The organism is Pseudomonas sp. BIGb0381, from assembly GCF_024809815.1.
GTDB lineage: Bacteria > Pseudomonadota > Gammaproteobacteria > Pseudomonadales > Pseudomonadaceae > Aquipseudomonas.
In genome coordinates, this window is record NZ_JANUEN010000013.1 from 62,979 (window position 1) to 78,446 (window position 15,468).

The 15,468-nt window shown below is 61.5% G+C and carries 11 protein-coding genes; 9 read left to right on the forward strand and 2 right to left on the reverse strand.

Going from position 1 to position 15,468, the window contains the following annotated elements; genetic code table 11:
- Positions 1-137: 137 nt before the first annotated feature.
- From M2397_RS26965 to M2397_RS26995, 6 genes are all read left to right on the forward strand, one after another.
- A complete protein-coding gene (locus tag M2397_RS26965; RefSeq protein WP_259244776.1) occupies positions 138-920 on the forward strand; it encodes a class II aldolase/adducin family protein in 783 nt (260 codons plus the stop codon).
- Positions 920-1,822: an alpha/beta fold hydrolase gene (locus M2397_RS26970; RefSeq protein ID WP_259244777.1), complete on the forward strand. Its 903-nt coding sequence runs from the start codon at positions 920-922 to the stop codon at positions 1,820-1,822. Before M2397_RS26965 ends, M2397_RS26970 begins: the two co-directional genes overlap by 1 nt.
- Positions 1,823-2,057: 235 nt before the next feature.
- Positions 2,058-2,969, forward strand: a complete 912-nt coding sequence (locus tag M2397_RS26980) for an SDR family oxidoreductase (RefSeq protein WP_131700262.1) — start codon at positions 2,058-2,060, stop codon at positions 2,967-2,969.
- A 482-nt stretch (positions 2,970-3,451) separates the two neighbouring features.
- Positions 3,452-5,233: a DUF1302 domain-containing protein gene (locus M2397_RS26985; RefSeq protein ID WP_145338504.1), complete on the forward strand. Its 1,782-nt coding sequence runs from the start codon at positions 3,452-3,454 to the stop codon at positions 5,231-5,233.
- Between the two features lie 26 nt (positions 5,234-5,259).
- Positions 5,260-6,618, forward strand: a complete 1,359-nt coding sequence (locus M2397_RS26990) for a DUF1329 domain-containing protein (RefSeq protein ID WP_131700264.1) — start codon at positions 5,260-5,262, stop codon at positions 6,616-6,618.
- 181 nt (positions 6,619-6,799) lie between these two features.
- Positions 6,800-9,301, forward strand: coding sequence for a LuxR C-terminal-related transcriptional regulator (locus M2397_RS26995; protein ID WP_131700265.1), 2,502 nt, complete (start codon positions 6,800-6,802; stop codon positions 9,299-9,301).
- Here M2397_RS26995 and M2397_RS27000 read toward each other — a convergent pair.
- Positions 9,298-10,170 (reverse strand): helix-turn-helix domain-containing protein, encoded by an 873-nt coding sequence (locus M2397_RS27000; protein WP_167656678.1) that lies wholly within the window; start codon positions 10,168-10,170, stop codon positions 9,298-9,300. The genes M2397_RS26995 and M2397_RS27000 overlap by 4 nt on opposite strands.
- 136 nt (positions 10,171-10,306) lie before the next feature.
- Between M2397_RS27000 and M2397_RS27005 the strand changes: the two genes are divergently transcribed.
- A complete protein-coding gene (locus M2397_RS27005; RefSeq protein WP_259244778.1) occupies positions 10,307-11,218 on the forward strand; it encodes a DMT family transporter in 912 nt (303 codons plus the stop codon).
- Positions 11,219-11,283: 65 nt separating this feature from the next.
- Here the strand turns inward: M2397_RS27005 and norR are convergent, their stop codons facing one another.
- Complete coding sequence (norR, locus tag M2397_RS27010) at positions 11,284-12,828, reverse strand: nitric oxide reductase transcriptional regulator NorR (protein ID WP_145338501.1); 1,545 nt, start codon at positions 12,826-12,828, stop codon at positions 11,284-11,286.
- A gap of 147 nt (positions 12,829-12,975) precedes the next feature.
- Here norR and hmpA point away from each other — a divergent pair, with 147 nt between their 5' ends.
- Together hmpA and M2397_RS27020 are read left to right on the forward strand one after the other, a co-directional pair.
- A complete protein-coding gene (gene hmpA / locus M2397_RS27015; RefSeq protein ID WP_259244779.1) occupies positions 12,976-14,157 on the forward strand; it encodes an NO-inducible flavohemoprotein in 1,182 nt (393 codons plus the stop codon).
- A 150-nt stretch (positions 14,158-14,307) separates the two neighbouring features.
- Positions 14,308-14,814 (forward strand): disulfide bond formation protein B, encoded by a 507-nt coding sequence (locus M2397_RS27020; RefSeq protein WP_131700270.1) that lies wholly within the window; start codon positions 14,308-14,310, stop codon positions 14,812-14,814.
- Positions 14,815-15,468 lie beyond the last annotated feature (654 nt).

Below are 15,468 nucleotides of genomic sequence, written 5' to 3' on the forward strand. Positions count from 1 at the left end.
TTCAACTATTCTCTGAGCTGACCCGCTCGGTCATCAAGCTGGCTGCCAAGGCAACTACGGCAGGCATGAGGTCTGACTAGACTGGCCCATCACACAAAAAAATAACAATAAGACAGTGCGCCAAGGAGGTCGTTGCCGTGAGCCTAGCCCCCGTTCTATCGCCGCAGAATGTCAAAGACCAGGTCAGCGCTGCCGAATGGCAGATCCGCGTCGACCTCGCGGCCTGCTATCGCCTGGTGGCGCTGCATGGCTGGGATGATCTGATCTTCACCCATATCTCGGCCAAGGTGCCGGGCACCGATGATTTCCTGATCAACCCCTATGGGCTGATGTTCCACGAGATCACCGCGTCCAGCCTGGTCAAGGTCGATCAGGCCGGCAACAAACTGATGGACAGCCCCTACGAAATTAATCCGGCGGGCTACACCATCCACAGTGCCATCCATGAAGTTCGCCACGATGTGACGTGCGTGCTGCACACCCATACCGCCGCGGGTGTCGCCGTCGCTGCGCAGAAGCAGGGCGTGTTGCCCATCAGCCAGCAATCGCTATTCGTGCTGTCGAGCCTGGCCTATCACGCCTACGAAGGCGTGGCCTTGAACCACGAAGAAAAAGCCCGCTTGCAGGCCGACCTCGGTGATAACAATTTCCTGATGCTGCACAACCATGGCCTGCTGACCTGCGGCAGTACCATCGCCGACACCTTCCTGATGATGTTCATCTTCCAGCGCGCCTGCGAAATCCAGGTGCTGGCGCAAAACGGTGGGGCTGAATTGATCTCCATCGGGCCGCAAATTCTTGCCGGGGCCAAGACAATGGTGGCGACTGTTACAAAGAGCGCCCAAGGCATGGGGGGCGCGCTGGCCTGGCCGGCCTTGCTGCGCAAATTGGACCTGCAAGACCCTGGGTATAACAGTTGATGTCACTCGCCGAGATCCCGCTCAGAGCCTGGCGCAAGCGTGGTCAGGATTTCGTCTTTCGCGGCCGTACCATTCGCTATTGGGTGGCCGGGCAGGGTGAACCGCTGCTGCTGATCCATGGCTTCCCCACGGCCAGTTGGGATTGGCATTACCTGTGGCAACCCCTGGTCCAGCGCAATCTGGTGATCGCCTGCGACATGCTCGGCTTCGGTGACTCGGTCAAGCCGCTGGACCACGATTATTGCCTGCTGGAACAGGCGGACTTGCAACAGGCCTTGCTCGAACACTTGCGGGTGGAGCAGTCGGTGCATGTGTTGGCCCATGACTACGGTGACAGCGTTGCCCAGGAACTCCTGGCCCGGCACTACGAGGGCCGGTTTGAGATGGCCAGTTGTGTGTTCCTCAATGGCGGGTTATTCCCCGAAACCCATCGCCTGGCCCTGGTGCAAAAACTCTTGCTCAGCCCCCTGGGCTGGATGATCGGCCGTGCCTTCGGGCGCAGCGCTTTGTCTGACAGCTTCGGCCAGATCTTCGGCCCCGACACCCGTCCCAGTGAAAGTGCCCTGGATGATTTCTGGAGCCTGATCAACTGCAACGACGGCACACGCATCCTGCACAAACTGATCGCTTACGTCCCCCAGCGCCGTCGCCTGCGTGATCGCTGGGTCGGCGCGATGCAGCGCGGCGAAGTGCCGTTGCGGGTGATCGACGGCGAAGTTGACCCGATCTCCGGCGCGCATATGGTCGAGCGCTACCAGCAATTGGTGCCCCACGCCGACACGGTGTTGCTGGCCAATATCGGCCACTACCCGCAGATCGAGGCACCGGTGCAGGTGCTCAAGCACTACCAGGCGTTTCGTGATCGGGTCGCGCGGCCGGCCTCGCAAGTGGCCTATTCCTGATCCCGAATCCTTTTCTGTAGGCGCGAGCTTGCTCACGAAAATCGTCAACGATAGCGTGGGAATCCTGACACCACGCGGCGCTCTGGGATTTTTCGCGAGCAAGCTCGCTCCTACAGAGACGAGTCATCATCCCTCAGCCTTATCGAGCACCATTCAGCCTCAGCCGTATTTATTGTGACCGGCGGCGCCTTGCCGGACACTCAAACCCATCCCATTGTCGCCATCGGAGTTCGGTATGAGTGAGTCAGTACAGTTCCAGGATAAGGTCGTGATCGTCACCGGTGCCGGCGGCGGATTGGGCCGGGCCCATGCGCTGCTGTTCGCCAGACACGGGGCCAAGGTACTGGTCAACGATCTCGGCGGTTCCACCCAGGGCGAGGGCGCCAATGCGTCCGCTGCCGACCGGGTCGTGGCAGAGATTCGCGAGGCGGGCGGTATCGCCGAGGCCAACCATGACTCTGTCACCGACGGTGACAAGATCGTCCAGAACGCCCTCGACGTCTTCGGCCGCATCGACGTGGTGGTCAACAACGCCGGCATCCTGCGCGACAAAACCTTCCACAAAATGGACGACGCCGACTGGGACCTGGTTTACCGGGTGCATGTCGAAGGTGCCTACAAAGTCACCCGCGCCGCCTGGCCCCACCTGCGTGAGCAAGGCTACGGCCGGGTGATCTTCACCGCGTCCACCTCGGGCATCTACGGCAACTTCGGCCAGTCCAACTACGGCATGGCCAAGCTTGGGCTGTACGGCCTGACCCGCACCCTCGCCCTGGAAGGGCGCAAGAACAACATCCTGGTCAATGCCATCGCCCCCACCGGCGCCACACGCATGACCGAAGGCCTGATCCCGCCGCAAGTGTTCGAGCGCCTCAAGCCGGAATTGGTCAGCCCGCTGGTGGTGTACCTGGGCAGCGACGCGTGCCAGGAAACTTCAGGGCTGTTCGAGGTGGGTGGCGGCTGGATCGGCAAGACCCGCTGGGAGCGCAGCCTGGGCGTAGGCTTTGACCCAGAGGCCGGGTTCTCGCCAGACGATGTGGCGGCACATTGGGCGCAGATCTGCGACTTCGAAGGCGCAGCCCATCCCAAGGACAATATCGAAGCGTTAAAGGAAATGATGGCGAACTTGCAGAAGTACAGCCTGTGATCGTTGCTTGAAAAAGATTGAATCCCACGGGGCGCTGATGGCGCCCCGTTTTATTTCAGGCAAAAAAAAGCCGCGGCAAACGCAGCGGCTGAAGTAAGACGTTGGATCAAGGAGCGACAAATCAACGTCAGTGAACACGGGTAACAGACTGAAAAAACACTTCAATCTATTCAAGATCGGCTTTTCTCCCGAGAGCGGAAGCGGGCGGTTTGCCCTGAAAGCCAGGCAAGAATAGTCTCTTGTAACAAAATGAGTAATAGCTGTTCAGGACAAGGACTGTTACCGATATGGCAACAGTCGCCCACGTCGCCATCCATTTTCTTGATAACCCACCATCCACCCGGTCCATGCCCTCGCCCAGACCCAGGCCAGAGCGGCCTGTAATCCTTTCGAGCGACAACACGAATCCCTCCTTGGTGCGCTTATCGCTCCTGATGCACGGCAGTAGGGTGGGGCCTTCTGTCACTCACCGGGGAAGACGCATGACAAAAACAATAATGCGCGCCATCTTCACGCCACAGGCGCTGGCCGCTGCGGTTGCGTTGGGTTGCTGTGCCCAGGCACAGGCTGTTTCTTTCAACATTGGCGAGATCGAAGGGCAATTCGACTCCTCGCTGTCGGTCGGCTCGAGCTGGGGCATGCGCGATGCCGATAAAAAACTCGTGGGCACCGTCAATGGCGGCACAGGCCAGGCTTCCACGGGAGATGACGGGCGCCTCAACTTCAAGAAGGGCGAGACCTTTTCCAAGATCTTCAAGGGCCTGCACGACCTGGAACTGAAGTACGGCGACACCGGTGTGTTCGTGCGTGGCAAGTATTGGTACGACTTCGAACTCAAGGACGAAGACCGCGAGTTCAAGCAGATCAGCGACCACAACCGCAAGGAAGGCGCCAAATCCAGCGGTGCGCAGATCCTCGATGCGTTTGTCTATCACAACTATTCCCTGGGCGACCTGCCGGGCACCGTGCGCGCCGGTAAGCAGGTGGTCAGTTGGGGCGAAAGTACCTTCATCGGCAACTCCATCAACAGCATCAACCCGATTGACGTGTCGGCGTTCCGTCGGCCCGGTGCCGAGATCAAGGAAGGGCTGATTCCGGTCAACATGCTGTTCGCGTCCCAGAGCCTGACCAACCAACTGACCGTGGAAGGGTTCTATCAGTTGGAGTGGGACCAGACGGTGCTGGATAACTGCGGCACGTTCTTTGGCGGTGACGTGGCGGCGGATGGCTGCACCGGCAACTACACGGTGGGTAGCCCGGCGATTGCGCCGTTGCAACCGATTGCAGCGGCTCGCGGCCAAGGCTTTGTGGTGACCCGCGAAGGTGTGGTGGTGCAGCGTGCCGGTGACCGCGATGCACGGGACTCCGGCCAATTCGGTGCAGCCTTGCGCTGGCTGGGCGATGACACGGAGTACGGCCTGTACTTCATGAACTACCACAGCCGCACGCCGACCGTGGGCACGATTACTGCCAACACCAATCTGGCGACCATCGGTGGTATCGCGGCGGCTGCCCCGGCCGGCTTCGGTTCGGCCCTGGCCCAGAGCACCATGCTCGGCCGTGGCCAGTACTACCTCGACTACCCGGAAGACATCCGCCTGTTCGGCGCCAGCTTCTCCACCACCTTGCCCACCGGCACGGCGTGGACCGGTGAGATCAGCTACCGCCCGAATGCACCGGTGCAGCTCAATACCACTGACTTGACCCTGGCCCTGATCAACCCGATTGCGGGCAATGCGGCATCGCCGATTCGTTCCTCTTTCGGCGCCGACAACAAAGGCTACCGCCGCAAGGAAATCACCCAGATCCAGAGCACCATGACCCAGTTCTTCGACCAGGTGCTGGGCGCTGAACGCCTGACCCTGGTAGGCGAAGCGGCGGTGGTCCACGTCGCCGGCCTGGAAGACAAATCCAAACTGCGTTACGGCCGCGACTCGGTCTACGGCGCTTACGGTTTCGAGGGTGACACCGACGGTTTCGTCACATCCACCTCCTGGGGCTACCGAGCTCGGGCGATCCTTGACTACAACAACGCCATTTTCGGGGTGAACCTCAAGCCCAACCTGTCCTGGTCCCATGACGTGGCCGGCTACGGGCCCAACGGGATCTTCAACAAAGGCGCCAAGGCCATCAGCGTCGGCGTGGATGCGGACTACCGCAGCACCTACACCGCCAGCCTCAGTTACACCGACTTCTTTGGTGGCGACTACAACACCCTGACCGACCGCGACTTCCTCGCCCTCAGCTTCGGCGTGAACTTCTGATTTGGCTTAAAGAAGGACAAGAATCCATGCGTAAGACAATTGCAGTGTTGGCCCTCAGCCTGTTGGCCTCCCACGTGATGGCGGCGGTGTCGCCGGAAGAGGCGGCCAAGCTGGGCACTACTCTGACCCCGGTCGGCGCTGAAAAGGCTGGCAACGCCGATGGCTCGATCCCGGCGTGGACCGGTGGCATCCCGAAAAACGCCGGCGCGGTGGACAGCAAGGGCTTCCTCGCCGACCCGTTCGCCAGTGAAAAACCGCTGTTCGTGATCACCGCGGCCACCGTCGATAAGTACAAAGACAAACTCTCCGACGGCCAGGTGGCGATGTTCAAGCGTTACCCCGAGACCTACAAGATCCCGGTCTACCCGAGCCACCGTACGGTCAACCTGCCACCGGATATCTACGAGTCGATCAAGCGCAGCGCGCTGAACGTCAAGGCGATCAACGACGGTAACGGCCTGGAAAACTTCACCGGTAACCGTTACTACGCCTTCCCGATTCCGAAGAATGGCGTGGAGGTGCTGTGGAACCACATCACCCGTTATCACGGCGGCAACCTGCGCCGCATCATTACCCAGGCCACCCCGCAGACCAATGGCAGCTACACGCCGATCCGCTTCGAGGAGGAAGTGGCGGTGCCTCAGGCGATTCCCGATATCGACCAGGCCAAGGCGGCCAACGTGCTGAGCTATTTCAAGCAATCGGTGACCGCCCCGGCGCGCCTGGCGGGTAACGTGCTGCTGGTGCACGAGACCCTCGACCAGGTGAAGGAACCGCGCCTGGCCTGGATCTACAACGCCGGCCAGCGCCGCGTGCGCCGCGCGCCGCAAGTGTCCTATGACGGCCCGGGCACCGCGTCCGACGGCCTGCGCACCACCGACAACTTCGACATGTTCTCCGGCGCCCCCGACCGCTATGACTGGAAGCTGGTGGGCAAGAAAGAGATGTACATCCCCTACAACAGCTACAAGCTCGATTCGCCGTCGCTCAAATACGACGACATCATCAAGGCCGGTCACATCAACCAGGACCTGACCCGTTACGAACTGCACCGCGTGTGGGAAGTGATCGGCACGGTCAAGCCAAGCGAGCGGCACATCTACGCCAAGCGCCATATGTACATCGACGAAGACAGCTGGCAAGTCGCGCTGGTGGATCACTACGACGGTCGTGGCCAACTGTGGCGCGTCGCCGAAGGTCATTCGCAGTTCTACTACGACCACCAGGTGCCGGCCTACACCGTCGAGACCTTGTACGACATCATTGCCGGGCGCTATATCGCACTGGGCATGAAGAACGAGGAGAAGAGCAGCTTCGTGTTCGGCTTTGCGGCCAAGGCAGCGGACTACACCCCGGCGGCGTTGAGGGCTGAAGGCGTACGCTGATCCCAATATGAAATGCAGTCAAATGTGGGAGGGGGCTTGCCCCCTCCCACAGTGGGTTTTTTACGCATGGGGTTTTGTGCATGGCCTTCAATCACCCTGCTGAATACTTCTTCAACAACCACCCGCCACAGGACTAGGGTAAGCACCAGGTTGCATAACAATAAAAAAGCAGGATGCAGCAATGACTGCCATGACACGCTGCCTGGACCGTCCTGGATTCATGCCCCGGCTGTCCGCTCACCATCTGCTGCGCCCCCGCCTGGCCGAGCCCTTGCTGACGGCCCCGGCCAGGGTCAAATTACTCTGCGCCCCCGGTGGCAGTGGCAAGAGCGCGCTGCTCGCCGAATGTGCGTTGCAGGCGCCTGCGGGTTGCCAGGTGTACTGGTTGCCGCTTAATGGCGCGACCCTCAGCCCCCTCGACCTGTGCCTGCGGCTCGCGCAAAACCTGGGCCTGACGTTTACCGATGAAACCACCTTGCTGCTCGACCTCAGCCGCTGGCAGGCCTCGGCATGGCTGTTCCTCGATGATTTTTGCCGCTTGCCAACGCCCGACACCGACGCCTTGCTCGACCGTCTGCTCACCGCCAGTAGCCCGGCCCTGACTTGGTGGCTGGGCGCGCGGCGGCGACCGGCGTGCAACTGGCCGCGCCTGCTGCTCGACGATGAGTTGCTCGAATGTGGCGCAGAACTGGCCTTCAACCCTGCGGAAATCCAGCAACTGCTCAGCCATGCGCCCGCGCATTCGGTCGACAGCGTGCTGCAGTTCAGCGCCGGCTGGTGCGCGGGTGTGCGCATCGCGCTGCTGGGCGATGGGCACCCCGACAAGACCTTGCTCGACTACCTGCAACACGAGCTGTTCAGCACACTGCCGCCGGAACTGGCGGAGGCCTGGCGCGTACTGGCGCATCTGCCGCGCTTCAACACCGGCCTGTGCGAGCACTTGTTCGGCGCGGGTGACGGTGACCAGTACCTGAGGGATTTGCAGGTGCTCGGCGCCTTTATCCAACCGTGGGAAGACACCGGCTGGCTGCAGGTTTTTCCGCCCCTGGCGCGCCTGATGCAGGACGAGCCCTGGCCGGCCAAACGCTCCTGGCATCGGCGCGCCTGCCAATGGTTCTGCGCCGAACAGGACTGGCAGGCCGCCTTCGAACAGGCGCTGCTGGCCGAAGAATATGAAATGGCGGTGAGCCTGTTGCAGCACTTCAGCTTCGAGGACCTGTTCCGCCAGCAGAATGCCGTCTTGCTGTTGCACCTGCATGAGCAGCATGGCGATGAATTGATGCTCGGCTCGGCGCAACTGGTGGGGCTGGTGACGGCGGCGTTGCTGTTTGCCGGGCGCTTCGAACAGGCGGCGGTGTGCATCGATCAACTGGCCCGGTTTGCCCCGCAACCGACGGCGGCGCAACAGCGGTATTTATTGGCGCGCTGGCAGGCGCAATGGGGCTGGTTGCTGCACCTGGGCGGCGATGCCGAGGGCTCGCGCCTGCATTTTCTTGAGGCGCTGCAAGCCTTGCCCGACAGCGCGTGGACCTCGCGGCTGATGTGCCTGTCGGGCCTGACCCAGCAAGCCTTGTTGCGCGGCGAGCTGGACGTGGCCCAAGGCCTGAACCGTGAAGCGCTGTGCCTGGCGCGCGCCCATGGTTCGTTACTGTTGGAGGCGCTGCTTGAGCTGGATCACGCTCAATTGCTGGAACAGCGCGGTGCACCGTACAGAGCTCAGAGCCTGCTGGAAAATGTACAAGCCATATTGCTTGAACAGCGGCTCAAGGCCGGTCCCTTGGTGGGGCGTATTGCCTTGCGACGCGGGCACCTGGCCTTGCGCCAAGGCCAGGACAGCCTGGCCGCCGAGTGTTTCGACACGGGCTTGAAGATGTGCCTGCACAGCCAGGACAAGCGCGTGCTCTACGGCTTTCTCGGCCTGGCGCTGTTGGCTGCCAACCGTGGCGATTACGCCCAGGCCTTTATCCAGTTGCGTGAGGCCGAGCGGCTGATGCAGCAACGCCAGGTTCCGGACACGGTGTACCGCGCGGTGCTGCTGTTGGTCAGCGGGCACTTCTGGTTGCAGCAGGGGCGCGCCGAATTGACCGTGGAAGCGGTGCGCCGCGTGCTGCGTCACTTTCGTGGGCCGCAGGCCAAGCAAGCACCGCCGGCCACCCTGGAACTGATTCCGCGTCTTGAATACCTGTTGGTGCTGGCGGAGGTGAAGCTGGGCTGCGCCGATCAACCGGTGGAGCGGCTCAACGCCTTGCTGCAAGCCACCCATCAGCGCGGCATGCTTTGCCTGGAAATCGAACTGCACCTGGTGCTGGGCGAAGTCGCCTGGCAGTTGGGGGATCCGGCCTCGGCGCGCCGCTCGCTGCAAGCCGGCCTGGAACTGGCCGGGCGTTGCCAGGTGCAACAAGCGATTCGCGAACTGCGTTTGCGTGCGCCGGGATTGCTGAGTGAGCTGGGCCTGGAACCTCAGGCATCAACACCCGGCACGGTGGAAAACCCCTTGAGTCAGCGCGAACTGGAAGTGCTGCAACTGATCGCCCTAGGCAGTTCCAACCTCGAGATCGCCGACCGCCTGTTTATCTCCCTGCACACCGTCAAGACCCACGCGCGGCGCATTCACAGCAAACTCGGTGTAGAGCGGCGCACCCAGGCGGTGGCCAAGGCCAAGACCTTGGGCTTGATGGTTTAGATGAACGCCTGACGGTATTCGCCGGGCGTGGCGCCCATGGCCTGGCGGAAGCGATGGGTAAAGTGGCTGGCGCTGGAAAAACCGCACAGCAAGGCAATCTCGCCCAACGGCAGGGCGCCGCCACGCAGCAGGTTTTGCGCGCGGGTCAGCCGGCGCGCCAGCAGGTACTGATGGGGCGGCAGGCCGAAACTCTGGCGAAACATCCGTGCGAAATGGTACTCCGACAACGTACATAACCCAGCCAGTTGCCCAAGGCTGATGGGGTCTTCCAGGTGCTGGTCGATGTAGTCCACCAGCAACCGTCGTTGGTAGGCGGCGAGCCCGCCTTTTAAACGCAGGCCTTCGCGGGCGCCCACCTGGCTGAGCAGGGTGTGGCTGAGCATTTCATGGGCGAGGCTGCTGGTGAGCAGGCGTTCGGCGGGCTCGTGCCAGTTGAGGGCGATCAACTGGTGGAAGCGTCGGGCCAGGCGCTGGTCTTCCAGGAAGGTACTTTCCCGCAGTTCCAGCGTGCGCGGTTCGCGGTCAAGCAGGGTAACGCAGCCCAGGGCAAATTGTTGCGGGCTGAAATACACGTGGGCCAGGCGGATTTCACCGTTGATCACCCAGGCCGATTGGTGCTCGGCAGGCAGGATGCACAGCTTGTCCGGTCCACCCTTGGTGCCCGGTTGGTCCCGCCGAAACGTGCCGGTGCCGCCACCGACATAGCAGGACAAGGTGTGATGGCTGGGCGCCTGGTAGTCCTGGGAATCATGATGGTTGCTCCACAAGGCCGCGGACAAGCCGTCACCGAGCTCGGCGCAGGCTTCCAGGCGTGCGTTGGGCGAGCGGTTAAGGGCTTGGAAGACTTGCAGGGATTCCAGGTCTGACATGGTGTGTTCTCCGACGCCTTGCATCCTACTCCGCGATACGGACGCTGTGATCCCATCGCCCGACAAAAGCGCAAGATTGTGCAAGAGCCTTGCCCGGGGTGAAGGCGACACTGTGGCTCAATCGATGGAGCCCGCTATGAACCTTTCCCTGTATCTACTCACCGTGCTGATCTGGGGCACCACCTGGATCGCCCTTAAATGGCAACTGGGCGTGGTGGCGATTCCCGTGTCCATCGTCTACCGCTTCGGCCTGGCGGCCCTGGTGTTGTTTGCGTTGCTGCTGGTCAGTCGCAAGTTGCAGGTGATGAACCGGCGCGGGCACCTGATCTGTGTGGCCCAGGGGCTGTGCCTGTTCTGCGTCAACTTCATGTGCTTTCTCACGGCCAGCCAGTGGATCCCCAGCGGCCTGGTGGCGGTGGTGTTTTCTACGGCCACGCTGTGGAATGCCCTGAACTCCCGGGTGTTTTTCGGCCAGCGGGTGGCGCGCACGGTGTTGATGGGCGGCGGCCTCGGGTTGGCGGGTTTGGGCTTGCTGTTCTGGCCGGAACTGGTGGGGCACACCGCCAGCCCGCAGACCTTGCTGGGTTTGGGGTTGGCGTTGCTGGGGACGATGTGTTTCTCGGCGGGCAATATGCTGTCGAGTCTGCAGCAGAAGGCCGGTTTGAGGCCGCTGACCACCAATGCCTGGGGCATGTTGTATGGATCCTTGATGCTGGCGACCTACTGCGTGGTGCGGGGCATTCCGTTTGAGATGGACTGGAGCACACGGTACATCGGTGCGCTGTGGTACCTGGTTATTCCGGGGTCGGTGATTGGGTTTACCGCTTACCTGACGTTGGTAGGGCGCATGGGGCCGGAGCGTGCGGCGTATTGCACGGTGCTGTTCCCGGTGGTGGCGCTGAATGTGTCGGCGTTTGCCGAAGGCTACCAGTGGACCGCGCCGGCGTTGGCGGGGTTGGTGCTGGTGATGCTGGGGAATGTGTTGGTGTTTCGTAAGCCTAAGGTGGCTCAGCCGGTGAATCCGATCCTTCAGGCAAAGCAGGTCTAGTGCGGGAGGGGGCAAGCCCCCTCCCATATTTCCTGCATTTCTCACATTTGACTGAGTTGGCCTTGCTATCTCATACCGAGGCGCTTGGCCATTCGGCCCAGGTTGGCGCGGTCCAGGCCCAGTTCGCGGGCGGCGCCGGCCCAGTTGTGCTGGTGGCGCTCCAGGCAGGCGTTGATCACTTGGCGCTGATAGTGCTCGGTGGCCTGGCGCAGGTCACCGGTGACGGCAAGGGCGGCTTCTGTCGGTGCTTCGATCACCGGCGCGCTGACATCGGGCAAGTCCAGGTCCTGGGCACTCAGGCTCAGAATCTTTGGACGCTCGCGACAGTTACCCAGTGCCTTCAGCGCACTGCGCCCGATCAAATGTTCCAGCTCCCGCACATTGCCCGGCCAGTTATAGGCCAGCAGCGCCGCTTGGGCATCGCTGGTCAGGCGCAGGCTGCCCAGGCCCATGCGTGAGCGGTTCTGCTCCAGGAAGAAGCCGGCCAGCAGCAACACATCACGCCCGCGCTCGCGCAGGGCCGGCACTTGCAGCGGGTACACGCTCAGGCGATGGTAGAAGTCGGCGCGGTAGCGGCCGTTGCGCACCTCGTCGGCGAGGTCGCGGTTGGTGGCGGCGATCAGGCGCACGTCCACCTGATGTTCCTTGTCCGAGCCCAGGCGCTGCAATTGGCCACTTTGCAGCACCCGCAGCAGCTTGGCCTGCACGCTCAGCGACAGCTCGCCCACTTCATCCAGAAACAACGTGCCGCCATTCGCCAGCTCGAACTTGCCGCGCCGTTCATTCAGCGCGCCCGTAAAGGCGCCGCGTACATGGCCGAACAACTCGCTTTCCACCAGGGTTTCCGGCAGGGCCGCACAGTTGAGGCTGATCAAGGGCTTATCTGCCCGGGACGACGCCGCGTGAATGGCCTGGGCCACCAGTTCCTTGCCCACCCCGGTTTCGCCGGTGATCAGCACCGTGAGGTCGCTGCCACCCACCAGCTTGATTTCATCCACCAGGCGCTTGTGGGTTTTACTCTGGCCGATCATTTCCTTGTGCTGCTGGCCGCTGGCCTGGCGGTAGATCTCGGCGCGCTGGTGTTCGTCTTCGGCCCGCAACGCCAAGCGTTCGATACGTTCGGCCACGTTGACGGTGGCGGCGGCGAGGCTGGCGAAGGCTTGCAAGGCTTCCAGTTCCACGCGTTCGAAGCGCTCGGTATTGAGGGCATCCAGGGTCAGCAGGCCCCAGGGCTGGTCGTCGACGAACAGCGGGCAGCCCATGCAGTCGTGCACTTGCAGATGACCGTGCAAGCCATCGACCAGGCCGTCGTAGGGATCGGGCAATTCGCTGTCACTGTCAAAGCGTGTGGGCCCAGGGCTGCTGAGCAGCACGGCGAAGCGCGGGTGTTCGCTGACCTTGAAGCGGCGGCCCAGAGTGTCTGCACTCAGGCCATCCACCGCCAGCGGTACCAGCGATTCGCCGTCCAGGCGCAACAGTGCGGCCGCATCACACGGCAATAGGGCGCGCATGGCTTGCAGCAGGCGTCGATAGCGTTCGCCTTCGGGCAGTTCCCGTGACAGGTCGGCGACCAGCGGCAGCAGGGTGGTGAGCAGCGAGTGTGCAGTCATAATGACTCCTTGTAGTCCTTATGACTATAAAGTGTAGGAGGTCATACTGACTACATATTATTCAAATCGTTGAAATGGAAGGATTTATTAGTTGGCATGAATACTGAGTAGCTAAGGGTAATCAGTAAAGAAGCCCAGGAGGCTCCCATGCTTAGTGCCCAAGACCGTGCCATCGTCAAATCCACCGTGCCCCTGCTGGAAAGCGGCGGCGAAGCGCTGATCACCCATTTCTACCGCATGATGCTCTCCGAGTACCCTGAGGTCCGCCCGCTGTTCAACCAGGCCCACCAGGCCAGCGGTGACCAGCCCCGCGCCCTGGCCAATGGCGTATTGATGTACGCACGGCATATCGACCAGCTCGACCAACTGGGCGACTTGGTGGCGAAGATCATCAACAAGCACGTGGCCTTGCAGATCCTGCCGGAGCATTACCCGATTGTGGGCGTTTGCCTGCTGCGGGCGATTTCCGAGGTGCTGGGCAGCGAGATCGCCACCCCTGAGGTGATGAGTGCCTGGGGCGCCGCTTACGGCCAACTGGCGGATATCCTGATTGGCGCCGAAGCGGCCATCTATGCCGAGAAAGCCCAGGCCCCCGGCGGCTGGCGCGGTGCGCGGGCGTTTACCCTGGCTAAGCGTGTGGAGGAGAGCGCCGAGATTACCTCCTTCTATTTCGCGCCGGTGGACAACGGGGCGATCCTCGCTGCCGCGCCGGGCCAATACATCGGCATGAAGCTGGTGCTCGACGGTGAGGAAGTGCGCCGCAACTATTCATTGTCGGCGTTGAGTGATGCGGGTCAGTACCGCATCAGCGTCAAGCGCGAGGCCGGCGGGCGGGTTTCCAACTACCTGCATGACCAGTTGCAGGTCGGTGCGACGATTGACCTGTTTCCGCCGTCGGGCGAGTTCACTCTGGCGGCCAGCGATAAACCGCTGGTGCTGATCAGCGGCGGGGTAGGGATCACCCCAACCTTGCCGATGCTGGAAGCGGCACTGGCCACCGAGCGTCCGGTGCACTTTATCCACTGCGCGCGCAATGGCGGGGTGCATGCGTTCCGTGATTGGGTGGATGCACTGGCGGCCAAGCACCCGCAGCTCAAGCGCTTCTATTGCTATGCCGAGGACGACGGCGTGAGCCCGGCGGCGGATACAGTCGGCCTGCTGAGCCAGGAGCAACTGGCGGCGTGGTTGCCGGAGCAACGTGACCTGGACGCGTACTTCCTCGGCCCTAAAGGTTTCATGGCGGCGATCAAGCGCCACCTCAAGGCCCTCGGTGTACCGGAAAAACAAAGCCGCTACGAATTCTTCGGCCCGGCTGCGGCGTTGGAGTAACACGGTCAAAAATGTGGGAGTGGGCTTGCCCCCTCCCACATTTGGATCTCTGTTCTTCCCGATTAATCCCCTGTTAACCCCTCTCTGTTTAAACCACTCTCTGTGTGTAAACTTGCGGCCATTGGCACAACCAAACAAAGGGATACGGGGATGAGTGACGAATTGCGTTTAGGCAGGGAGCGGCGCTTTCTGGTGTTGCTGGGCATCATCTGCCTGGCACTGATCGGTGGTGCGTTGTACATGCAGGTGGTGTTGGGCGAGGCGCCGTGCCCGTTGTGCATCCTGCAGCGCTACGCTTTGCTGCTGATTGCGATCTTTGCGTTCATTGGCGCGGCCATGCGCAGCAAAGGTGCTATCACGCTGTTCGAAGGCCTGGTGGTACTCAGCGCCCTCGGTGGGGTGGCCGCAGCCGGCCACCATGTGTACACCCAATTCTTCCCGCAGGTCAGCTGCGGCATCGATGTGCTGCAACCTATCGTCGACGACCTGCCCCTGGCCAAGGTTTTCCCGCTGGGCTTCCAGGTCGACGGTTTCTGCAGCACCCCATACCCGCCGGTACTCGGCTTGTCCCTGGCGCAATGGGCGCTGGTGGCGTTCGTGCTGACGGTCATCCTGGTGCCCCTGGGTATCTATCGTAATCGCCAGCGCAAGGCCTGAATCCATCAGCAAAACGCCCCGGCCCTTCTTCAAGGAAGGCCGGGGCGTTTTGCATGTAGGGTTTTGTGAACAGAACGTGACGCCGGACAATTTTGGGTGCGCGCAATGTGCGACATGTTGTCACACGGAAGCCGCCGCAGGACGTTTCTGACCTGCCAAACCAGCGCTTAAATTTGCAAGAAACCTCCAAGATGTGCTGTCAGTTCGTGGTTTGGGTGACAGCGCGTACCTCACGCCGTACAAGGCTTTGAGTGATGTCCGAATGCCTTGTTTTCTGGGGGGTTGGTTAGGTTTTGCAGGCCCTTACGGGGTGTAAGGGCCGTGACGGATTGCCCTATAACACGGCAATTTTTGTGGTTTTTGTTGGGAATCGAACGCGATAAGATCGCGAACCTTTGCAATATTGGTGAAGGATTATTGCTGTAATCGATAAAAATTATTTCTTTATAAGACATGGTTTATACATCGCCAGCTAACTACAATCGCCCGCACTGAATGTCCGGTGCTGCTCAATCTTTGAGCACTGGAGCGGTCGAGGGGCAGATGGACGGCTCTGTGCGACCCCAAGGTTCCGGCAGCCTTTCAACTATCCGCACCAAAGGGAATTGGTCTGTAACAAGGCCTTTAACCACGAAATCGAATAAGAACTCACCG

Bases quoted from the DNA above. Each gene is read 5' to 3' on its own strand.
- M2397_RS27020 (WP_131700270.1), top strand. From the start codon at position 14,308: ATGAGTGACGAATTGCGTTTAGGCAGGGAGCGGCGCTTTCTGGTGTTG.
- hmpA (WP_259244779.1), top strand. From the start codon at position 12,976: ATGCTTAGTGCCCAAGACCGTGCCATCGTCAAATCCACCGTGCCCCTG.
- M2397_RS27005 (WP_259244778.1), top strand. From the start codon at position 10,307: ATGAACCTTTCCCTGTATCTACTCACCGTGCTGATCTGGGGCACCACC.
- M2397_RS26995 (WP_131700265.1), top strand. From the start codon at position 6,800: ATGACTGCCATGACACGCTGCCTGGACCGTCCTGGATTCATGCCCCGG.
- M2397_RS26980 (WP_131700262.1), top strand. From the start codon at position 2,058: ATGAGTGAGTCAGTACAGTTCCAGGATAAGGTCGTGATCGTCACCGGT.
- norR (WP_145338501.1), bottom strand. From the start codon at position 12,828: ATGACTGCACACTCGCTGCTCACCACCCTGCTGCCGCTGGTCGCCGAC.
- M2397_RS27000 (WP_167656678.1), bottom strand. From the start codon at position 10,170: ATGTCAGACCTGGAATCCCTGCAAGTCTTCCAAGCCCTTAACCGCTCG.
- M2397_RS26970 (WP_259244777.1), top strand. From the start codon at position 920: ATGTCACTCGCCGAGATCCCGCTCAGAGCCTGGCGCAAGCGTGGTCAG.
- M2397_RS26985 (WP_145338504.1), top strand. From the start codon at position 3,452: ATGACAAAAACAATAATGCGCGCCATCTTCACGCCACAGGCGCTGGCC.
- M2397_RS26990 (WP_131700264.1), top strand. From the start codon at position 5,260: ATGCGTAAGACAATTGCAGTGTTGGCCCTCAGCCTGTTGGCCTCCCAC.